Origin of the sequence: Ensifer sp. ENS11 (assembly GCF_014851895.1) — a bacterium.
In the GTDB taxonomy this organism is placed as follows: Bacteria; Pseudomonadota; Alphaproteobacteria; order Rhizobiales; family Rhizobiaceae; genus Ensifer; species Ensifer canadensis.
This window is the reverse complement of the sequence record NZ_JACVAN010000031.1, coordinates 1-19,809: the sequence shown is the minus strand read 5'-3', so window position 1 is coordinate 19,809 and position 19,809 is coordinate 1. Positions and strand designations below refer to the sequence as shown.

Below are 19,809 nucleotides of genomic sequence, written 5' to 3'. Positions count from 1 at the left end.
TTAAACCCGGGAACATTATGCAGCAAATTTAGAGCGTTACAGCATCTTTTGCGCGCCCAACTGACGCGCGCCTCTGTAGCGTATGATGTCTTGAGATCGACACAGGAAGGACTATTGCATGACTTCGCCAATCGCGGGCCTTGAAGCTCGCTTCGCGCTCACCAAGACCATTGCCGAGGAAGCCGGACGGCTTGCCCATGACTACTTCCTGCAGCGCGAGACTCTGGTCATCGAAACCAAGGCCGACGCCCATGACGTTGTTTCAATCGCCGACCGGAACGTCGAGACGCTGATCCGCGATCGCATCAGCGCCTCGTTCCCGGACGACGGTGTGCTCGGCGAAGAACACGGCCTTGTCAGTGGCACTTCGGGCTTCACCTGGGTGATCGATCCGATCGATGGAACGACGCCCTTTGTCAACGGCATGCCCAACTGGTGCATCTCGATCGCCGTGCTTTATGCCGACAAACCCGTGATCGGCGTGATCCAGTCGCCGTGTCACGACGAGCTCTATGCGGCTGCTTCCGGACTGGGCGCGACACTGAACGGCAAGACCCTGCGCCTCGATGCGACACGGACGATCCGCGATGCCGTGACAGGACTTGGCGCCAACAATCACGTGACGCCGGCCGAAGTCGCGGGGATCGTCGAGCGCCTTCTTGCCGCCGGCGGCAACTTCATGCGCAACGGTTCGGGCGCGCTGATGATCGCCTATGTGGCCGCCGGTCGGCTCGTCGGCTACTACGAACCCTACATGCATGCCTGGGATTGCCTGGCCGGTTATTGCCTCGTCAACGAGGCAGGCGGCTGGTCGCTGCCCTTCCCGACACAGGGCGAAGCCCTGACCCGGGGAAGCGCTGTTCTGGTCGCAGCGCCCGGTGCTATCGACGACCTGCTCAAGGTCGCGCAACTCGAACGCAAGGCAGCCTGAAACATCGAGACCCCAAACGTGATCAGCTCGTCGACTTATCGACCTTGGCCGACAGCAGGTTGACGAGCTCCATCGGGAACGGAAACACGATCGTCGAGTTCTTTTCGCCGGCGATCACGTTCAAGGTGCTCAAATAGCGCAACTGCATGGCTTCGGGCTGCCGGGCGAGGATCTCGGCGGCCTCGAGCAGCTTGGCCGCCGCCTGCTGCTCGCCTTCGGCGTTGATGACCTTGGCACGACGTTCCCGTTCGGCCTCTGCCTGGCGGGCAATGGCGCGGACCATGCTTTCGTTGATGTCGACATGTTTGATCTCGACCGTGGCAACCTTGATGCCCCAGGCATCGGTCTGGCTGTCGAGGATCTTCTGGATGTCTTCGTTCAGGCGGTCGCGTTCTGCCAGCATCTCATCGAGGTCGTGTTTGCCGAGTACTGAGCGCAATGTCGTCTGGGCGAGCTGGCTCGTCGCCATCATGAAATCCTCGACCTGGATCGTCGACTTTTCGGCATCTATCACCCTGAAGTAGATGACCGCGCTGACGCGGACCGACACGTTGTCGTGCGAGATGACGTCCTGGCTTGGAACATCGAGCACGCGGGTTCTAAGATCGACCCGCACCATCTGCTGGACATAGGGAAGAAGCAGGATCAGCCCCGGACCCTTGACGCCCGTGAAGCGACCGAGTGTGAAGATGACGCCGCGCTCATATTCGCGCAGGATCCTGATCGCATAGGCAATGACGATCAGGAGGAACAACAGGATCGCGAGATAGGGAGCGAGGCTCCCAAGTATGTCCATGATCTTTACTCCTTCTACCGCATGCGTCAGGCTTTTGCCTCGTCGCGCGCGACCTCGAGCGTCAGCCCGTTGCGGCCGACAACCTTCACATTTTCTCCCGCATCCAGCGTCTGGCTGCTGACAGCCTGCCACCGTTCGCCGTGGGCGATCACATAGCCGCTGGCGCCGGCCCAGCTATCGACCTTGCCCGCCAGCCCGATCATCTGCTCGCCGCCGGTCACCACCGCATGGCGCCGCGCGCTGAAGGCGAGACGGGCGACGAGCAGGCTGAAACCGAGGCTGGCAATGCCGACGCCGGCAAGCATCGCCCATGAGACCTGCAGCCCCGGAGTGTCGGTATCGAAAAGGATCGCAGCGCCGAGAACCAGCGCCAGGGCGCCGCCGGCACCGAGTACACCGAAAGAAGGCGAATGCGCCTCCGCAACCATCAGGCCGACGCCGAGCAGGATCAAACCGAGACCGGCATAGCTCACCGGCAAAACGGCCAGTGCGTAGAGACCGAGCAGCAGGCAGATCCCGCCGACGGTGCCAGGCACGACCGATCCGGGGGTCAGGAACTCGAAGATCAGTCCATAGATGCCGATCATCATCAGAATGATCGCGATGTTCGGATCGGTGATCACCCCAAGCAGGCGCGTGCGCCAGTCGGGCACAAAAGCCTCCACGCCAAGCCCAGTCGTTTCAAGCGTGATATCCGCCTGCCCGACACGGACAATTCGCCCCTGCGCCTGCTTCAGCAGATCGTCGATGGAAGCGGCAGTGAAATCGACGACTTTCTCCTGAACGGCAGCAGCCGCAGACAGGCTCGCAGCCTCGCGCACAGCCCGTTCGGCCCAATCGGCATTGCGCCCGCGCAACTCGGCCAGTCCGCGGATATAGGCGACGGCATCGTTGATGAGCTTGGCCTCGATTGTCGTCTGGGTTGGCCGAGATTGGGCAGCAGTATCTTTGTCGTTCTCGCCGGGACGCTCGTCCTTCTGGCCGCCGAACATGTCTCCGCCGATAGCGATCGGCGTTGCCGCCCCGAGATTGGTTCCCGGCGCCATGGCAGCGATATGGCTTGCATAGAGGATGTAGGTGCCAGCGCTTGCCGCACGTGCTCCGCTGGGTGCAACGAAGCTCGCGACTGGAACGGATGATGCCAGGATCGCCTGGATGATTTCGCGCATGGAGGTATCGAGACCACCCGGCGTATCCATTTGGAGAACGACAAGCGGCAGGTGCCGATCATTGGCCTTCTGCAATCCGCGTTTGATATATTCAGCCGATGCCGGACCGATCGCCCCCTTCAAAGACAGCACCAAAACAACCTTCTCGGTTTCTGGCGCGGACGCGGCGGGAAACACGAATGCTGATATCAGCGACAGCAACAGGGTGAGGACTCGCAACATCTGTCGTCAAAGCCTCGGATACCGGGCGCCCTCCGGCGAAGGCCGCCCACGCAGCAATATTAACACACCATAAAGTTAAGACGAAGCACAACGCACCACCGCGCTGCGACCGGACAACCGGATGACAAAGCCCCGGATCGGGGCTATCTGCATGTCAGAACAATTGCCCCGGCTCGCGTAACAAACGACCATGGCGGCACTTGCCAAGACGAACCGCCTTCGATCTCGACAGGAACCCATCCGCTTGGAGACAACACTTTATCTTCCGATCAAGCGCTTCCTCGAAGAGGCGGGATACTCCGTCAAAGGTGAGGTCGGGGGCTGCGATATCCTTGCGCTCAGCGACGACGAGCCGCCGCTCGTCGTTATCTGCGAGCTGAAGCTGACGTTCAATCTGGAACTGGTGCTGCAGGCAGTGGATCGCGCCAATGCCGGTGACGAAGTTTGGATCGCAGCGCGTGTCTCGGCCAAGGGCAAAGGGCGGGAGAGCGACCGCCGCTTTCGCGATCTCTGCCGCCGGCTCGGGTTCGGCATGCTCGCCGTTGCCGACAACGGCACGGTCGACGTGATTGTTGCGGCATCGGCCGCCATGCCGCGCAGGAACCTGAAAAAGCGAGCGCGTCTCATCAAGGAACACCGCCGTCGCAAGGGCGACCCGACGCTCGGCGGCAGCACGCGCGCGCCGATCATGACCGCCTATCGCCAGCAGGCCCTCGCCTGCGCGGCGGCATTGCAGGATGGCAATCTACGTCCTCGCGACCTGCGTGAGGCCGCACCCGATGCCGCCAAGATCCTGCAAGGCAATGTCTATGGCTGGTTCGAACGGGTCGACCGCGGCATCTATGCGCTGACCGGAATGGGAGCTGAAGCACTTCGGCGCTGGCCGCAAGGCCGAGTATCGGGTGAGAATGATACCGCGGCGATGTCGACATGTTCCGAAGATTGACCCGGCTTGGAGACCAGCTATGAACCTTCCTCTTCGGCTGCTCTGTCTTGGTCTTGGATGGCTGATGATCGGTTTCGCCGTCGCCGGCATCTTTTTGCCGATCTTGCCAACCACGCCCTTTCTTCTCCTGGCGGCCGGCCTGTTCGCTCGCGCGTCGCCGCGACTTGAGCGCTGGCTGCTGGAACACCCGACCTTCGGTCCATCCTTGCGGCTCTGGCGGGAAAAAGGTGCGATACCGGCTCGGGCAAAGATCATAGCCATTTCGCTGATGGCTACGAGCTTCGCCTTCTTCTGCATCGTCAGCAAACCGAGCCTGCCGCTTGCGTCGGTTGTCGCCGGGGCGATGCTGCTCCCGGCCCTTTTTATCATCACCAGGCCGACCGCCTGAGGGGTCACCCCCTTCGCGGCGCATTTACCGGAAGCGACGATCAGAGATTGCTGGCGTGAAGCTCCATCATCGCGCGGCGAAGATCGTCGATCGGCGTCATGCCCGAGGTGCTTGTGCCTTCCAGCTCCTTCGGCATCTTCCAGCCGGGATCGATACCCTGCATGTTCGGCAGTTCGTGCGCGATGCCCTTGTGGCAATCGATGCAGGTCGCCTTGCCCGATAGCAGGTAGCGCGTGTGAATGGTGGCGGCCCGCTCCGTCTGCTTCTGCAGATCCATGGCAACAGAGGAATGGCAGTTGCGGCATTCCAGGCTGTCGTTGGCCTTCAGCCGCGCCCATTCGTGCTGGGCCAGTTCAAGCCGTTTTTCCAGAAATTTGGGGCGGGTGTTGATGGTGCCGAAGATCTTGCCCCAGACCTCCTTCGACGCCTGCATCTTGCGGGCGATCTTGTCGGTCCACTGATGCGGAACGTGACAATCCGGGCAGGAGGCGCGCACGCCGGAACGATTGGAAAAATGGATCGTGCGCGTCAGTTCCTCATAGACGTTGTCTTTCATCTCGTGACAGGAAGTGCAGAACTTCTCGGTATTGGTGATCTCCAGCGCCGTATTGAAGGCGCCCCAGAACATCACGCCACCGATGAAGCCGCCCAGCGTCAGAAAGCCGAGGCTGAGCGTGCCCGCCGGCGTGCTGACAAGCCGCCACGCCCACAGGATAAGTCTCCGGATCCGCTGCATGGGCTCACTCGCTTCCGGCCGGCTTGACGCCGAGTTCGCTCATGTCCTTGAAGACATTGTCGACCAATGGGCGAACATCCGCCTGCGGCACATGACATGCCGTGCAGAAGTAGCGCCGCGGCGAAACGTCGGCGATCATCTGCCCGTCGCGCGTCATGTAGTGCGTCACGCTGATCATCGGTGCGCCGCTATCCTGCGTGAACTCGCGTTTGTGGCAGGAGAGACAGCGGTTGGTATTGACCGAAAGCTGGTAACCCTCGATCGAGTGCGGGATGATCGGCGGCTGGTCCGGGTAGGCGCGCATCTTGCGTTTGTCATCGACCACCCATTTCGGCAAGCTCGCGGCAGCCCCGGTTTCCATCTGTGGTGTCGGGCCTTCAAGCTGCGGCACCATTTGCTGGACGACCTGGGCAATCGCCGTCGTCGTGACAAACATGACGAGGCCGATGGCAACGACCACCCATTCTGGTCGCTTCAAGCGACTGAGACGATCTTGACTGCGCATTTTTTGAAATCCGTCTGTTTGGAGATGGGATCCGTTGCGTCGAGTGTCACCTTGTTGATCAACTGGCTCGCATCGAACCACGGCACGAAGATCACGCCGGGCGGCATGCGATTGCGTCCGCGCGTGTCGATGCGTGAGCGGATCTCGCCGCGCCGCGACATGATCCGCACCTCCGCTCCCTGATTGATGCCGCGCTTGCGGGCGTCATCCGCATTCATGAAGCAGCGGGCGCCCGGAAAGGCGCGATAGAGCTCCGGCACACGCATCGTCATCGAACCCGAATGCCAGTGTTCGAGCACGCGACCCGTCACCAACCAGAGATCGAATTCCTCGTCGGGCGATTCCGCCGGCGGCTCGTAGGGCACCGCAAGAATGACCGCCTTGCCATCCGGGCGGCCGTAGAATTTCACGCCCTCGCCGGCCTTGACGTAGGGGTCGTAGCCCTCGCGATAGCGCCAGCGCGTCTCCTTGCCGTCGACCACCGGCCAACGCAGACCGCGTTCCTCGTGGTACCGGTCGTAGGGCGCGAGATCGTGACCATGGCCGCGACCGAAGGTGGCATATTCCTCGAACAGCCCCTTCTGGAGGTAGAAGCCGAAGGCTTCGGCCTCGTTGTTGGCGTAGTCGCCGCTGACTTCGCTTAAGGGGAAGCGGTTGACCTCACCGTTCTGGAACAGGACGTCATGCAGGCTCTTGCCCTTGAACTCTGGGTTGGCAGCGAGGATTTCGGCCGGCCAGACTTCGTCGGTTATAAAGCGCTTGGAGAACTCGACCATCTGCCAGAGATCCGAGCGCGCCTCGCCCGGCGCGTGCACCAGCTGGTGCCAGACATGGGTCCGCCGCTCGGCATTGCCGTAGGCGCCTTCCTTTTCCACCCACATGGCCGCCGGCAGGATGAGGTCGGCGCTCATGGCCGTGATCGTCGGATAGGCATCCGAGACCACGATGAAATTCTCCGGGTTTCGATAGCCTTGGTAGGTTTCGTTGCTGGTATTGGGGGCGGCCTGGACGTTGTTGTTGACCTGAACCCAGTAGAAGCTGAGCTTGCCATCCTTGAGCATGCGATCCTGCTCGACAGCGTGATAGCCGGGCTTTTCCGGGATGATCCCATGCGGAACGCGCCAGATCTCCTCGGCGTGCTTGCGGTGCTCCGGATTGGTGACGGTCATGTCGGCGGGCAGACGGTGGGCGAAGGTGCCAACCTCGCGCGCGGTGCCGCAGGCCGACGGCTGGCCGGTCAGCGAGAACGGGCTGTTGCCGGGCTCCGAGATCTTTCCGGTCAGAAGGTGAATGTTGTAGACCATCTGGTTGGCCCAGACGCCCCGCACATGCTGATTGAACCCCATGGTCCACAACGACATCACCTTGCGCTGCGGATCGGCGTAGAGTTCGGCGAGTTCCTCCAGAAACGCCGGGTCGACACCGGTCATCTCGGCGGTCTTCTCCAGAGTGTATTCCGACACGAACGCCTTGAACGCCTCGTAGTCCATCGGCTCCATCTTGCCGGGGTCGGATGAATTGGCCGCCTTAACTTCGATGGGATTGTCCGGACGCAGGCCATAGCCGATATCGGTGACGCCGCGCATGAAGGTGGTGTGTTTACGAACGAAGTCCTCGTTCACCCGGCCCTTCTCGATGATGTAATTGGCGATGTAGTTGAGGATCACCAGGTCGGTGCCGGGTTTGAACACCATCGGAATGTCGGCGAGGTCCATGCTGCGGTGGGTGAAGGTCGACAGAACAGCCACCTTCACATGCGACTGGCCCAGGCGGCGATCAGCAAGCCTTGTCCACAGGATCGGATGCATCTCCGCCATGTTCGAGCCCCAGAGCACGAAGGCGTCCGCATGTTCGAAGTCATCATAGCAGCCCATCGGCTCGTCCATGCCGAAGGTTCGCATGAAGGCGTAAGCCGCCGAGGCCATGCAGTGGCGGGCATTGGGGTCGAGGTTGTTCGAGCGGAAGCCGGCGCGCATCAGCTTCGTCGCAGCATAGCCCTCGAAGATCGTCCACTGGCCGGATCCGAACATGCCGACCGCCGTCGGCCCCTTTTCCTTCAGCACCTTCTTGCACTGTTCGGCCATGACGTCGAAGGCTTCGTCCCAGCTCACCGCCTCGAACTCGCCGTCCTTGCTGTAGGCGCCGTTCAGCTTGCGCAGCATCGGCGTCTTCAGCCGGTCGGAGCCATACATGATCTTGGAGAGGAAATAGCCCTTGATGCAGTTGAGGCCGCGGTTGACCTCGGCCTGCATGTCGCCATGGGTGGCAACGACCTGCCCCTCCTTGACGCCGACCATGACGCCGCAGCCGGTGCCGCAGAAGCGACAGGGCGCCTTCGACCACTTGATTTCGAGCGCGCTGATACCGCCGGGCACCGGTTGAGCGGCGGCGGGCAGTGCGATGCCGGCGGTGGCGGCGGCGATGCCGGCCGCGTGCGCCTTCAGGATATCACGCCGCGTCAGTTCGGTGGTCATCGTCCGTCACTCCTTCCGTTTCGACATGTTCGAAAACCATATTGGCCGCTACCACGCCCTCGAGCGTGGAGATCGTCGACAGGCATTCGCCAAGCATGCCGGTACTCGTTCCCTCGATGACGACGACAATCTTGCCGCCCTCATGGCCGTAAACCTCGACATTTGCCATGCGCGCCAGCGCGGCAAGGACAGCATCCTTCATCGCCGGAAGAGCGACGACGACGGCGCTTGAGATATGATATTGCCGGGAGGGATCAGGCATGGACGCCCTCCTGAACCCGATCCGCAATGCCGATTGCACCGACAGGACAGACGCCGATGCAGGCACCGCATCCGCTGCAACTGTTGACATCCACCTCTGGCAGGAACGGCCCGCCGGTCCGGGGCCGAAAGCGGATCGCCTGCTGCGGACAGGCATCGCGACAGGATTGGCAGGCGACGTTGTTGCGCGCGAGGCAGCCGTCGCCGATCGCAACGACATGGGCAAGCCGCGTTACGCCTTCGGCTGCGAATACCGGCTCCGGACAGGCCCGCGCACAGTCGCCGCAGAAGGTGCATTCGCCGCCTGAAAAATCGAGCGATGGACGCTCGTCCAGGAGCGAAATGATGCGGGTGGGACACTTTTCCACACATTGGCCGCAACCGGTGCATGCCGTCAGGCTTTCAAGCGTGACGCCCGGCGGCAGGACGCGCCTTCGCTCCGCCTGCCGGCCCAAGAACAATCCTCGTCTGGTTGTCATTGCCCCCATCGATCACCTCAATGCCCAAGCGGGCCCGGCGGGCCGTAAACGATCTGCAGCATCCAGACGATGAAGCCGTAACCGCCGACCACGCCGACGGCGACCAACGGCCAGATGCCAAAGGCAAGAACAAGAAATGTCAAAAGCTCCTGGCGCCGGCGAGATCGCGGCTCCTGCTCGGTCAAGTGCTGTGGAGGTAACTCTGACACGCCTGGCTCCCGGGCTCGTTGAACCGAAAGCATAGTAACAATCCGTGACAGAAAATAAAGCGGAACAAACTCTACTTTTGTAATCAAGAATAAAAATAACATCTGTCAATTCAACAAGATATTTGCCCTGGGAATTGCAGTGGTTCCTTGGAGAAAAACAGCGAAAATCAAACTTAGTATTTTTGTAAATTACAATATGAAAAGAACAATAGCAGAACAAAGAGCGGCGGCGACAGCTTGACGCGTGTGCTGGCAGTGCGCGCATGTTCGGTCTCGAAGCCATTGGTTTTCGAAGGCAACTCGATGATTCGTCGTTTGACCGCCGACGAGTTCGCCGGAGCCAAGACTCTGTGACGCGATAATACTTGCGCAGCCGACTGTTCTCGCTGCCGTCATGGTGAAGCGTCAACCCTCCCACCCCATCGCCGCGATTGCCGGTTGACAACCCGCCGGAGATGAGGACACATATTGCATTACAAAGGGATCAATTCCTTAATAAAGGAATATACGGAGGACTAGGGGTGCCGGACTTGCTTGTCAGCTTGTATTCGCCGACGCTCGCCAATCTCAAGCGGAAAACCGACACGACCGGCATTCGCATTCGCCCGGCGCTTCCGCCGGAAATGCATGTCGTCGTCGACTGGGTAAGGCAGAACTTCAGTGAGAATTGGGCGAGCGAGGTTTCGGTCGCCTTCTCCCGCCAGCCAATCGCCTGCCTGATCGCGGTGGAAGGTGGCAAGCTGCTTGGCTTTGCCTGCTACGACACGACGGCGCGCGGCTTCTTCGGCCCAACCGGGGTCGCCGGCGAGAGCCGTGGGCGCGGTATTGGCGTCGATCTGTTGACCGCATCGCTCGAGACCATGAAGACGCTCGGCCATGCCTATGCCTTTATCGGCGATGCCGGCCCGGTCGATTTCTACGCCAAGACCATCGGCGCCGTTGCCATCCCCGCCGCCGACAAAGGCATCTACGAAGGCATGCTTCGTAATCCATCCAAATAATCATCTGAACATCGGAGCTCTCCAATGGCATCGACACCGCTCGCCCTCTTCGTCGGCCTACCAAACCCAACACTCTCGGACGACGAGTTCGCCCTGTTTCGCGAAACCAACCCGCTCGGCCTCTTCGTCGGCCGGCGCAATCTGCGCGAGCCCGGCCAGGTCAAGATCCTGATCGAGCGCTTCCGCGAGGCGGTCGAGCGCGAAGACGCACCTGTCTTCACTGACCAGGAAGGCGGCCGCGTCCAGCATCTCGACGCCGGTCCCTGGCCGCTTTTCCGCAGCTTCGGCCAGTTTGCCGAACTGGCGCGCCATGACCTTGCGCTCGGCAAGAAGGCGCTTCGCCTGTCGTCCCAGGCAATGGGCACGATGATGAGCGAACTCGGCCTCACCAGCGGCTGCTCGCCGGTCCTCGATCTCGTGTTCGAAACGACCAGCGCCGTCATCGGTGCGCGCTCCTTCGGTTCGGATCCGGACTTCATCGCCGCCCTCGGCCGCGAGGTGGTCGATGGCCTGCTTGAGACCGGCAACATGCCTGTCATGAAGCACATCCCCGGTCATGGCCGCGCCACACGCGACTCTCACAAGGAGCGCCCGGTCGTCGATGCATCGCGAGAAACGCTCGTCGCGACCGACTTCAAGCCTTTCGTTGCCCTCAAGGACACGCCCTGGGCGATGGTCGCTCACGTCGTCTACTCCGCCTATGACAGCGAGCTGCCAGCCTCGATCTCGCCGACGATGCATGAAGTGATCCGCAACGACATGGGCTATGAGGGCGTGCTGGTGTCCGATTGCATCTTCATGGAATCGCTGCGTGGCACCTTGCCCGAGCGTGTGAAGCAGGTGCTCGACGCCGGCTCCGACGTCGCACTTCACAGCCACGGCGATCTGGCCGAGAGCGAGGCTGCCGCCAAGGCCGCCCGTCCGCTGACAGAGGCCGCCCAGAAGCGCATCGCCGCCGGCCAGAGCCGGCTCGGCAAGCTCAAGGTCGACATTCGCGCGGCCCACGCCGAAGTCGAAGAGATGTTCAAGAGCGTTCTCGTCGCCTGACGAGACGCCACTCACAAATCAAGAGGGGAGAAACAATGAAAAAATCCATTCTCTGGGCAGCGACCGCGCTGACCCTTTTCGCTGCACCGGCCATGGCGCAGTCGATCCTGACGGTCAATATCGAGCCGGCCACGACCTGGGTTCGCAACTTCAACCCGTTCAACCAGACGTCGGCGCGCCAAAGCACGCTCGACTTCATCTACGAGCCGCTGGTCGTCTTCAATCGCTTCGATGACAACAAACCGGTCTTCCGGCTTGCCGAAAGCTTCAAGCTTGCCGACGATCTGAAAAGCATCGAGTTCAAGCTGCGCCCAAACCTGAAATGGTCCGATGGCAAGCCGCTGACGGCTGCTGACGTCAAGTTCACCTACGACTACCTGAAGAAGTTCCCGGCGCTCGACTTCGTCAGCATCTGGACCTTCATCACCGGCGTCGAGGCCGTCGACGGCCAGACCGTTCGCTTCACGCTCGCCAATCCAAGCTCGCTTGCTGCCGAACAGCTTGCCCAGCTGCCGATCGTGCCGGAGCATGTCTGGAAGGATGTCGCCGAACCGGTGACCTTCGCCAACGAAACACCTGTTGGCAGCGGCCCGATGACGGAGATCCCGCGCTTCACCGGCCAGACCTACGACCAGTGCCGCAACCCGCACTATTGGGACGCCGCGCTCAAGGTCGATTGCATGCGCTTCCCGCAGCTCGCCGACAACAACCAGATCCTGACCGCGACCGCGTCGGGCACGCTCGACTGGGGCGTTTCCTTCATCCCGGATATCGAGAACGTCTACGTCGCCAAGGATCCGGAGCACTTCCATTTCTGGTACTCGCCGAGCAGCATGGTGGCATTCCTCTTCAACCAGGAAACCGCCAACGAGAACAACCGCAAGGCCTTCAACGACGTAAAATTCCGTCGTGCGGCCAGCATGGCGCTCGACCGTGGCACCATGGTCGACGTTGCCGGCTACGGCTATCCGACGCTCAACGAAGATCCGGCCGGCATGGGCGAACTCTACAAGAGCTGGGCTGATCCGTCGGTCGCGACCGACTTCGGCACCTACGGCAAGTACGACGCCGATGCTTCCAAGGCTCTGCTCGACGAGGCCGGCTATGTCGACAAGGACGGCGACGGTTTCCGCGACAATCCTGACGGTAGCAAGATCTCCTTCTCGATCATCGTGCCGAGCTCCTGGACCGACTGGATCGACACGGTGACGATCGCCGTCGAGGGCCTGCAAGCCGTCGGCCTCGATGCCAAGATCGAGACGCCGGAAGAAGCGGTCTGGACCGGCAATCTCATCAACGGCACGTTCGACGCGGCGATCAACAGCCTGCCGGCCTCCGCCTCGCCCTACTATCCGTACAAGCGCGCCTTCAGTGCTTCGGACAAGGGCAAGACGCGCTTTACCGCGCAGCGTTGGTTCAATGACGATGTCGAGAAGCTTTTGACCGAGTTCACCCACACGGCTGACCTCGCCAAGCAGAAGGAGGCCATGAACAAGGCTCAGCGCATCGTCGCCGAGAACCTGCCGATGATGCCGGTCTTCAACAATCCAAACTGGTACCAGTACAACACCAAGCGCTTCAAAGGCTGGGTGACGGCCGAGACCCCGTTCGTCAATCCGTCGATCTCGCGGACCAACCCGGCGCGCCTGCTGCATTTGCTGGCACTCGAACCGGTCAACTAAACACCCCCAGGACTGGCGGGAGTGGCTCATCACCGGGCCGCTCCCGCTTTCGCGCCGGCCTCGGGAGCACAATAGCTCCGCGATTAAAGGCTTGCGCCATTTCAAAGCGTTTCTGCCGCCTTTCCTGCCGGTAACAGGGCCATGGCGCAGTCGATGGAGTCCCCATGGCTTTCCTGCTTCGCCGCCTATGCTTCTATCTGGCAGCCTTCGTCGCGGCGGCGACGATCAACTTCTTTTTGCCACGGCTGATGCCCGGCGACCCCGTGCAGATCATGTTTTCGAGCGCGGGCGCGGAGCTTCCCCCCGAAAGCCTGCAGGCGCTGAAGCTCACCTTCGGTTTCGTCGATGGCCCGCTCTGGCAGCAATATCTGACCTATCTCGGCAGCATCTTCAGCGGCGACCTCGGCCGCTCGATCAAATATTTCCCGCTTCCGGTGACGACGGTTCTCGGCAACGCGCTGGTCTGGACGGTCGGCCTGATGGGCACGGCGACCATCATCAGCTTCACGCTGGGAACCTTCCTCGGCATTCTCGCCGCCTGGCGCCGCGGCAGCCTTTTCGATGTCATCGTTTCGGTCGGTGCGATCTTCGCGACCTCGGTTCCGGCCGTCGTCACCTCGCTGATCGTCGTCTTCTTCTTCGGCTTTACGCTGAACTGGTTCCCGACGGGCTACGCTGCCGATCCGGCGCTCGACCCGGCCTTTACGCTGCAATACCTCGGCAGCGTCCTCTATCACGGCATTCTGCCGATGCTGACGCTCTGCACGGTCTTGACCGGCGGTTTCGCCGTCACCATGCGCAACAACATGATCAACCTGCTCGGCGAGGACTATATCGTCATGGCCCGCGCCAAGGGCCTATCGGACGGACATGTGATGCTCTGGTACGCGGCGCGCAATGCGCTGCTGCCGACCGTATCGAGCCTTGCCATCGCCATCGGCACGATCCTCGGCGGCTCGCTCGTCACCGAAGTCGTGTTCAATTATCCGGGTCTCGGCAACATCCTCTATCAGGCGATCCTCGCCCGTGATTATCCCGTTATCCAGGGGCAGTTGCTGATCATGACTGCGACCATGCTGGTTGCCAATTTCATCGTCGACGTCAGCTATGTGCTGCTCGACCCCCGACTGAAGAAGGCGTGAGATGAAGACCCAACCCTTCGGATTGATCCGCAATCGCAAGGCTCTGGTCGGCGTCGCCATCATCGCCTTCATCCTCATCGTGGCGATCGCCGCACCGCTGCTTACCCCTTACGATCCGGGTGCCCGCGTCGGCCGCCCGCATCAGGCGCCGTCGTTTGCCCATTGGCTCGGCACCACCCGCATCGGCCAGGATGTGTTCACGCGGCTGATCTATGGCGCCCGCACCTCGCTTGCCGTCGGCTTCGGCGCAGGCCTGCTCATAACAATCGTCGGCACGGCGCTCGGCATTCTCGCCGGCTATCGCGGCGGCAAGGTCGACGAAGTCATCAGCTTCTTCACCAACATGGTGCTAGTGGTTCCCAACCTGCCGCTGCTCCTGGTGCTCGCCGCCTTCATCGGTCAGGCCAGCCCCTGGGTCATCGCGCTGATCCTCGGCGGAACCTCCTGGGCCTGGGGCGCCCGCGTCACCCGCGCCGAGACGCTTTCCGTCAAGCAGAAGGACTACGTCAAATCGGCGGAGATGATGGGCGAGCCGCGCTGGCGCATCATGACCTTCGAGATCTTCCCCAACCTGATCTCGATCGTCGGCATCAACTTCATCGGCAGCGTCATTTTCGCGATCATCACCCAGGCGACGCTCGAGTTTCTCGGCCTTGGCGACCCGAAGGTCGTCTCCTGGGGCACCATGCTCTATGCCGCGCAGAAGGCGTCGGCGCTTTCGGTCGGCGCGTGGTGGGACATTCTCACGCCCTGCTTTGCGCTCGCCTTCCTCGGCATCGGCCTGTCGCTTCTGAACTTCGCCGTTGACGAGATCGCCAACCCGCGGCTGCGCACCGGCAATCGGCTCGGTCGCTGGTCCGCACTCATCCGATCCGGGGAGGGTCGCCTGTGACCGCGCCACTGCTATCCGTCAAAAACCTGACGATCGACTATATCGGCGAGGAAAAGGACTTTCGCGCCGTCGACAATGTCAGCTTCGACGTCGCTCCCGGCGAGGTCTTCGGCCTTGCCGGCGAATCCGGTTGCGGCAAGAGCACCATTGCCTTTGCCATCAGCCGGCTACACAAGCCACCAGCGCTGATCAGGAGGGAAAGCACCATTCTGCTCAATGGCCGCAACGTGCTCGACCTAGATGACAAGGCCTTGCGCGATTTTCGCTGGCGCGAGGTCGCCATGGTGTTCCAGAGCGCGATGAACTCGCTCAATCCGGTGCTGCGCATCGAGCAGCAATTCTACGACGTGCTGAAGACCCACAAAGGCATGAGCCGTGCGCAGGCGCGCGACCGCACCGCCGAAATGCTGAAACTCGTCGATATCGCCCCGGACCGCATGCGCGACTACCCGCATCAGTTTTCCGGCGGCATGCGCCAGCGCATCGTCATCGCCATTTGCCTGGCGCTCGATCCGAGGCTGGTGGTCATGGATGAACCGACGACGGCGCTCGACGTCGTCGTCCAGCGTGAAATCCTCCAGCGAATCAACGAATTGCGGCGAACCCTCGGCTTCGCCGTTCTGTTCATCACCCACGATCTCGGGCTGATGGTGCAGTTCTGCGACCGGATCGGCATCATGCTCGCCGGCAAGCTCGTCGAGCAGAACACGGCGGAGGCGATCTACGGATCGCCGCAGCACGACTACACAAAACAACTTTGGACCTCCTTCCCGTCGCTCCATGGAGGTGTCCTGCTATGACCGCCCAGCCAACCCCGATCCTTGCGCTTGACAGGGTCACCAAGACATTCGGCCACGGTCCGGGCGCAGTCCATGCGGCCCGCTCGATCTCGTTTTCGCTGCATGCAGGCCGCGCACTCGCCCTCGTCGGCGAGTCAGGCAGCGGCAAGACCACCTGCGCCCGTATGGCGATGCGCGAATATATGCCGACGGAGGGAAAGATCCTCTTCAGGGGCGAGCCGGTCGACGGCGCCAGCCCGGCCGAGACGGTCCTCTACCGACGCGCGGTGCAGATGATCTTCCAGGACCCGTTCGCCTCGCTCAACCCGGCTCATACCATCGCCTATCATTTGAAGCGGCCGCTGCTGCTGCACCGCCCGGATATCAAGCGTTCCGAGATCGACGCGACGGTTCGTGCGCTGCTGCAACAGGTGAAACTCGACCCCGACCTCGTCGCGCCCAAATATCCGCACGAGCTTTCCGGCGGCCAGCGCCAGCGCGTCAATATCGCCCGCGCGCTTGCCGCCAAGCCGGAAGTGATCGTCGCCGACGAGCCGACGTCGATGCTCGACGTCTCTGTTCGCCTCGGCGTGCTCAATCTCTTGAGCGAGATGAAGCAGCAGATGAAGCTCGGTCTGCTCTACATCACCCACGACATCGCCACCGCCCGTTATGTCGCCGAGGATATCGCCGTCATGTATGCCGGCCAGATCGTCGAATGGGGCAATGTCGGCAAGGTGATCGACAACCCCGCTCACCCCTACACCAAGCTGCTGCTCTCTGCCGTGCCTGACCCGGATATCCGCTTCGACGACCCGAGCGTTCGGCTGCGTCCGGAGGATGTCGAAGAGATCCGGCGCAAATCCGCGATGACGCAGGACCGCATCGTCGAAGTGGATACGGACCACTTCGTTCGCACCGCCTGAACCGCGGCGCCGCCGCCGGCATTGCCGCCGGCACCCACCCTCCCCGAAGCTATCCTCCCAGGACAGCAAAAGACAAAACGCCCCGCTCGAAAGCGGGGCGTTTTGTCTTTGCAACCGTTAGCGATTGCATATGCTTGGAGACAGAGCGTGCATGGCGTGCCGCTACAGCACGCCATGACACATGCTCAGGCCGCCTTCATCTGGTTTTCGACATCGGTCGGAACCGTCGAGATCGTCTTCAGGATCTGCGAAGCGATCTGGTAGGGGTCGCCTTGCGAGTTCGGGCGGCGATCTTCGAGGTAGCCGCGGTAGTTGTTGTTGACGAAGCTGTGCGGGACGCGGATCGAAGCGCCGCGGTCAGCCACGCCGTAGCTGAACTGGTGGATCGACTGCGTCTCGTGCTTGCCGGTCAGGCGCATATGGTTGTCGGGTCCGTAGACGGCGATGTGATCCGCGCGGGCGTCCTCGAAAGCCGACATCAGGTTTTCGAAGTAGTCCTTGCCACCGACGTCGCGCATGAAGGCGGTCGAGAAGTTGGCATGCATGCCCGAGCCGTTCCAGTCGGTGTCGCCGAGCGGCTTGCAGTGATACTCGATATCGATGCCGTACTTTTCAGTCAGGCGCTGCAGCAGGTAGCGCGCCAGCCAGATTTCGTCGGCGGCCTTCTTGGAACCCTTGCCGAAGACCTGGAACTCCCATTGGCCCTTAGCCACTTCGGCATTGATGCCTTCGTGGTTGATGCCGGCCGCCAGGCAGATGTCGAGATGTTCTTCGACGATCTGGCGGGCGATATCGCCGACATTGCTGTAGCCGACACCGGTGTAGTACGGGCCCTGCGGTGCCGGGAAGCCGGTTTCCGGGAAGCCGAGCGGGCGGCCGTTCTTGTAGAAGAAGTATTCCTGCTCGAAGCCGAACCAGGCGCTATCGTCTTCCATGACGGTTGCGCGGGTGTTGGACGGATGCGGCGTCTTGCCGTCGGGCATCATGACTTCGCAGAGCACCAGAACGCCGTTCTTACGCTCGCTGTCGGGATAGACGGCGACAGGCTTCAGGACACAGTCCGAGCTCTTGCCTTCCGCCTGCATCGTCGAGCTTCCGTCGAAGCCCCAGAAAGGAAGCTCATCCAGCTTCGGGAATGCATCGAATTCCTTGATCAAGGTTTTTCCGCGGAGGTTCGGGGCCGGTGTGTACCCATCGAGCCAAATGTACTCGAGCTTATACTTTGTCATTGCGTTCTCTCACATGGCGCCATGATCTGGCTAAGTTCCGAAGCGGCCCGGCAACCCAATTCAGCTGCCCAACAACCGGTACTCACAAGAAAGCATTAATCGTGCCAGTTTGCGTTTGCGCCGCCAAAGATCGAAAAATCAATGCCCACGCCACTCGCGGCGATGGAGCGAAAGACGCGCCAAGACTAAGGATGAAGCGGATTGCACATAAAATAGGCATTGAACGCCGCGGTTTGAGGCATAGGCCCGGCGGAGTGCCGTAAACACCGGCGAATAGAAGCGGCGCGGCCGCGCGGTCGACAACAACCTGCGTCAAAAGGGTTGCTCGAAGAACAAGCACCGTCTCGCGGCTCGCTCAAATCGGCCGCTATGGATATGAGTGGTTATCGAGCAATCTCAGCCAGCACGCGATAGAGCCGCTCATCAATCGATTGGGCGACGTTGAAGCGCAGAAATCCTGCCGCCGAACCCGAATGGCTGAAAGCATTGCCGGGGGCGAGGACAATATCGTGAGCCAGCGCCTTCTGGGCCAGCTCCGAGGCATCAAGACCTTCCGAGAGCCGACACCAGAGGAACATGCCGGCCTGCGGCTCGATCCAGGGCGTGATCCCGACCGTGGCCAGGCGCGCTACCGTCTCGGTCATCGTCCGCGTCAGCCGCAGCCGCAGCGCCTCCATGTGCTTTCGGTAGCTGCCATCGCGCAAAAGGGTCAGCACCAGTTCGGCTGCAAGGCTCGGGCCGCCGAAAGTGGTCGCGATCTTGAGATCGGTCAGCCCCTCGATCCAGCCTCGGGGGGCGGCGATATAGCCGCAGCGCACCGAGGCGGAGAGCGTCTTGGAAAAGCTGCCGATCTGCACCACACGGTCGAGCCCATCGAAGGCGGCAAGCCGTGACGCCGGCACATGCTCGAAATCGGCGAAGATGTCGTCCTCGACAACAGTCAACCCTGCCTGCTCGACAAGTCGCAACAGGCGGTGGGCAATCACGGGAGAAAGCGTGGCGCCGGTCGGATTGTGCACGGCGGAATTGGTGATGTAGAGGCGAGGACGGTAGGCCTCCAGCGCCTCGGCGAAGCGATCGAGATCGGGACCAACAGGCGTATAGGGCACGCTGACGACATTGACGCGATGCGCCCGCAACAGCGCCTGGAAATTGAAGTAGCATGGATCGTCGACGATGACGGTATCGCCCGGTTCGAGCAGGAACCGACAGAGAAGATCGATCGCCTGGGTGCCTGACTCGGTCAGGATGATCTGATCGGGCGATGCCTCGACACCATGCTCGGCCAGCCTTCGCGACAGCAACTGCCGCAGCGGTCGCAAGCCGAGCGGCGTGCCGTAATCCGTCAGGCTCGCGGCATCCGTGCGCGCGAGCGAGCGCAGCGCCCGCCTGAGCGCTGCCTCCGGCATCCAGGACGCCGGCAACCAGCCGCAACCGGGCTTCAGAACGTGGGCGTCCGTTTCAAGCGCCTGACGCGAAACCCAGAGAGGGTCGACTGCGCGGTCGAGCCGCGGTCCGACTTCCGTGAGCGACAACGGCGCCAGGGGGGCAGACACGAAAAAGCCGGAGCCGGGCCGCGACCGGATCACGCCTTCGGCCGCCAGACGCTCGTAAGCCTCGACAACCGTCGATTTGGAAACCCGCATCGTTGTCGCAAGCGCCCGAATGGACGGAAGCTTGGCGCCCGGCGTCAACGACCGGCTGGCAATGCGCTGCCGGATCGTGCCCATGACCCCGTCGAGCAAGGTTTCGCCACCGATCTCCGTTTGTTGAAACGCCATCTGTATTGGACCTTCGCACAGGACAGTTTGGCGTAACTGTACCGCATTGTCTCTGGAAGAACCATCGCCCCCAGCCGATACAGGTGGAAAGGAGGTGGCATGAAAGCAGCCGCGTCCCAGGAGAGAACGGACCATTGAGATGCAGGTGATGATCGAGGGACAGTCACGCTTCCGGCCTTTCGGCTTACCTTATTGGGGTTTCGAAGATCTCAAC

20 protein-coding genes are annotated in these 19,809 nt (G+C 61.7%); 10 read left to right on the top strand and 10 right to left on the bottom strand.

Annotation, left to right across the window (positions count from 1 at the left end; genetic code table 11):
- Positions 1-118: 118 nt before the first annotated feature.
- Entirely contained in the window at positions 119-931 is an 813-nt protein-coding gene (locus IB264_RS32305) for an inositol monophosphatase family protein (RefSeq protein WP_025428430.1), read from the top strand.
- Positions 932-953: 22 nt separating this feature from the next.
- Here the strand turns inward: IB264_RS32305 and IB264_RS32300 are convergent, their stop codons facing one another.
- The gene (locus tag IB264_RS32300) at positions 954-1,727 is read right to left on the bottom strand and encodes a slipin family protein (RefSeq protein ID WP_025428429.1); all 774 of its coding nucleotides are present in this window, start codon (positions 1,725-1,727) and stop codon (positions 954-956) included.
- Positions 1,728-1,753: 26 nt separating this feature from the next.
- Complete coding sequence (locus IB264_RS32295; protein ID WP_025428428.1) at positions 1,754-3,118, bottom strand: nodulation protein NfeD; 1,365 nt, start codon at positions 3,116-3,118, stop codon at positions 1,754-1,756.
- A gap of 244 nt (positions 3,119-3,362) precedes the next feature.
- Here IB264_RS32295 and IB264_RS32290 point away from each other — a divergent pair, with 244 nt between their 5' ends.
- Complete coding sequence (locus IB264_RS32290) at positions 3,363-4,064, top strand: DUF2161 domain-containing phosphodiesterase (protein WP_025428427.1); 702 nt, start codon at positions 3,363-3,365, stop codon at positions 4,062-4,064.
- A gap of 19 nt (positions 4,065-4,083) precedes the next feature.
- The gene (locus IB264_RS32285; RefSeq protein ID WP_025428426.1) at positions 4,084-4,452 is read left to right on the top strand and encodes a YbaN family protein; all 369 of its coding nucleotides are present in this window, start codon (positions 4,084-4,086) and stop codon (positions 4,450-4,452) included.
- A gap of 40 nt (positions 4,453-4,492) precedes the next feature.
- Here the strand turns inward: IB264_RS32285 and IB264_RS32280 are convergent, their stop codons facing one another.
- From IB264_RS32280 to napE, 6 genes are read right to left on the bottom strand one after another with little or no spacing between them, the layout of a single operon-like run.
- A complete protein-coding gene (locus IB264_RS32280) occupies positions 4,493-5,188 on the bottom strand; it encodes a NapC/NirT family cytochrome c (protein ID WP_025428425.1) in 696 nt (231 codons plus the stop codon).
- 4 nt (positions 5,189-5,192) lie between these two features.
- Entirely contained in the window at positions 5,193-5,693 is a 501-nt protein-coding gene (locus IB264_RS32275) for a nitrate reductase cytochrome c-type subunit (RefSeq protein ID WP_038577799.1), read from the bottom strand.
- The gene (napA, locus tag IB264_RS32270; protein ID WP_084815339.1) at positions 5,663-8,167 is read right to left on the bottom strand and encodes a periplasmic nitrate reductase subunit alpha; all 2,505 of its coding nucleotides are present in this window, start codon (positions 8,165-8,167) and stop codon (positions 5,663-5,665) included. The genes IB264_RS32275 and napA overlap by 31 nt, the downstream gene beginning before the upstream one ends.
- A complete protein-coding gene (locus tag IB264_RS32265; protein WP_025428422.1) occupies positions 8,142-8,429 on the bottom strand; it encodes a chaperone NapD in 288 nt (95 codons plus the stop codon). The genes napA and IB264_RS32265 overlap by 26 nt, the downstream gene beginning before the upstream one ends.
- A complete protein-coding gene (napF, locus tag IB264_RS32260) occupies positions 8,422-8,916 on the bottom strand; it encodes a ferredoxin-type protein NapF (RefSeq protein ID WP_081788922.1) in 495 nt (164 codons plus the stop codon). The genes IB264_RS32265 and napF overlap by 8 nt, the downstream gene beginning before the upstream one ends.
- A gap of 8 nt (positions 8,917-8,924) precedes the next feature.
- Positions 8,925-9,116: a periplasmic nitrate reductase, NapE protein gene (napE, locus tag IB264_RS32255; protein ID WP_025428420.1), complete on the bottom strand. Its 192-nt coding sequence runs from the start codon at positions 9,114-9,116 to the stop codon at positions 8,925-8,927.
- Positions 9,117-9,637: 521 nt separating this feature from the next.
- Here napE and IB264_RS32250 point away from each other — a divergent pair.
- The 7 genes from IB264_RS32250 to IB264_RS32220 all read left to right on the top strand — a co-directional run bounded on the left by IB264_RS32250 (position 9,638) and on the right by IB264_RS32220 (position 16,585).
- Entirely contained in the window at positions 9,638-10,117 is a 480-nt protein-coding gene (locus tag IB264_RS32250) for a GNAT family N-acetyltransferase (protein WP_057208907.1), read from the top strand.
- A gap of 24 nt (positions 10,118-10,141) precedes the next feature.
- Positions 10,142-11,164, top strand: a complete 1,023-nt coding sequence (locus tag IB264_RS32245; RefSeq protein WP_025428418.1) for a glycoside hydrolase family 3 N-terminal domain-containing protein — start codon at positions 10,142-10,144, stop codon at positions 11,162-11,164.
- 35 nt (positions 11,165-11,199) lie between these two features.
- Complete coding sequence (locus IB264_RS32240; RefSeq protein ID WP_025428417.1) at positions 11,200-12,846, top strand: ABC transporter substrate-binding protein; 1,647 nt, start codon at positions 11,200-11,202, stop codon at positions 12,844-12,846.
- 164 nt (positions 12,847-13,010) lie between these two features.
- Positions 13,011-13,988, top strand: coding sequence for an ABC transporter permease (locus IB264_RS32235; protein WP_025428416.1), 978 nt, complete (start codon positions 13,011-13,013; stop codon positions 13,986-13,988).
- Position 13,989: 1 nt separating this feature from the next.
- Positions 13,990-14,880, top strand: coding sequence for an ABC transporter permease (locus IB264_RS32230; protein ID WP_025428415.1), 891 nt, complete (start codon positions 13,990-13,992; stop codon positions 14,878-14,880).
- Positions 14,877-15,680: an ABC transporter ATP-binding protein gene (locus IB264_RS32225; RefSeq protein WP_025428414.1), complete on the top strand. Its 804-nt coding sequence runs from the start codon at positions 14,877-14,879 to the stop codon at positions 15,678-15,680. The genes IB264_RS32230 and IB264_RS32225 overlap by 4 nt, the downstream gene beginning before the upstream one ends.
- Positions 15,677-16,585: an ABC transporter ATP-binding protein gene (locus IB264_RS32220; RefSeq protein WP_025428413.1), complete on the top strand. Its 909-nt coding sequence runs from the start codon at positions 15,677-15,679 to the stop codon at positions 16,583-16,585. The genes IB264_RS32225 and IB264_RS32220 overlap by 4 nt, the downstream gene beginning before the upstream one ends.
- 185 nt (positions 16,586-16,770) lie before the next feature.
- Here IB264_RS32220 and IB264_RS32215 read toward each other — a convergent pair whose 3' ends face one another.
- Together IB264_RS32215 and IB264_RS32210 are read right to left on the bottom strand one after the other, a co-directional pair.
- Positions 16,771-17,814, bottom strand: coding sequence for a glutamine synthetase beta-grasp domain-containing protein (locus IB264_RS32215; protein WP_025428412.1), 1,044 nt, complete (start codon positions 17,812-17,814; stop codon positions 16,771-16,773).
- 383 nt (positions 17,815-18,197) lie between these two features.
- The gene (locus IB264_RS32210; RefSeq protein ID WP_025428411.1) at positions 18,198-19,595 is read right to left on the bottom strand and encodes a PLP-dependent aminotransferase family protein; all 1,398 of its coding nucleotides are present in this window, start codon (positions 19,593-19,595) and stop codon (positions 18,198-18,200) included.
- Positions 19,596-19,809 lie beyond the last annotated feature (214 nt).

What these genes read in the sequence shown, in the direction of transcription:
- IB264_RS32300 (WP_025428429.1), bottom strand. Translation starts at nt 1,727, where the DNA reads ATGGACATACTTGGGAGCCTCGCTCCCTATCTCGCGATCCTGTTGTTC.
- IB264_RS32280 (WP_025428425.1), bottom strand. Translation starts at nt 5,188, where the DNA reads ATGCAGCGGATCCGGAGACTTATCCTGTGGGCGTGGCGGCTTGTCAGC.
- IB264_RS32245 (WP_025428418.1), top strand. Translation starts at nt 10,142, where the DNA reads ATGGCATCGACACCGCTCGCCCTCTTCGTCGGCCTACCAAACCCAACA.
- IB264_RS32275 (WP_038577799.1), bottom strand. Translation starts at nt 5,693, where the DNA reads ATGCGCAGTCAAGATCGTCTCAGTCGCTTGAAGCGACCAGAATGGGTG.
- IB264_RS32210 (WP_025428411.1), bottom strand. Translation starts at nt 19,595, where the DNA reads ATGGCGTTTCAACAAACGGAGATCGGTGGCGAAACCTTGCTCGACGGG.
- IB264_RS32295 (WP_025428428.1), bottom strand. Translation starts at nt 3,118, where the DNA reads ATGTTGCGAGTCCTCACCCTGTTGCTGTCGCTGATATCAGCATTCGTG.
- IB264_RS32305 (WP_025428430.1), top strand. Translation starts at nt 119, where the DNA reads ATGACTTCGCCAATCGCGGGCCTTGAAGCTCGCTTCGCGCTCACCAAG.
- IB264_RS32285 (WP_025428426.1), top strand. Translation starts at nt 4,084, where the DNA reads ATGAACCTTCCTCTTCGGCTGCTCTGTCTTGGTCTTGGATGGCTGATG.
- IB264_RS32235 (WP_025428416.1), top strand. Translation starts at nt 13,011, where the DNA reads ATGGCTTTCCTGCTTCGCCGCCTATGCTTCTATCTGGCAGCCTTCGTC.
- IB264_RS32230 (WP_025428415.1), top strand. Translation starts at nt 13,990, where the DNA reads ATGAAGACCCAACCCTTCGGATTGATCCGCAATCGCAAGGCTCTGGTC.
- IB264_RS32265 (WP_025428422.1), bottom strand. Translation starts at nt 8,429, where the DNA reads ATGCCTGATCCCTCCCGGCAATATCATATCTCAAGCGCCGTCGTCGTC.
- napA (WP_084815339.1), bottom strand. Translation starts at nt 8,167, where the DNA reads ATGACCACCGAACTGACGCGGCGTGATATCCTGAAGGCGCACGCGGCC.
- IB264_RS32240 (WP_025428417.1), top strand. Translation starts at nt 11,200, where the DNA reads ATGAAAAAATCCATTCTCTGGGCAGCGACCGCGCTGACCCTTTTCGCT.
- IB264_RS32220 (WP_025428413.1), top strand. Translation starts at nt 15,677, where the DNA reads ATGACCGCCCAGCCAACCCCGATCCTTGCGCTTGACAGGGTCACCAAG.
- napF (WP_081788922.1), bottom strand. Translation starts at nt 8,916, where the DNA reads ATGGGGGCAATGACAACCAGACGAGGATTGTTCTTGGGCCGGCAGGCG.
- IB264_RS32215 (WP_025428412.1), bottom strand. Translation starts at nt 17,814, where the DNA reads ATGACAAAGTATAAGCTCGAGTACATTTGGCTCGATGGGTACACACCG.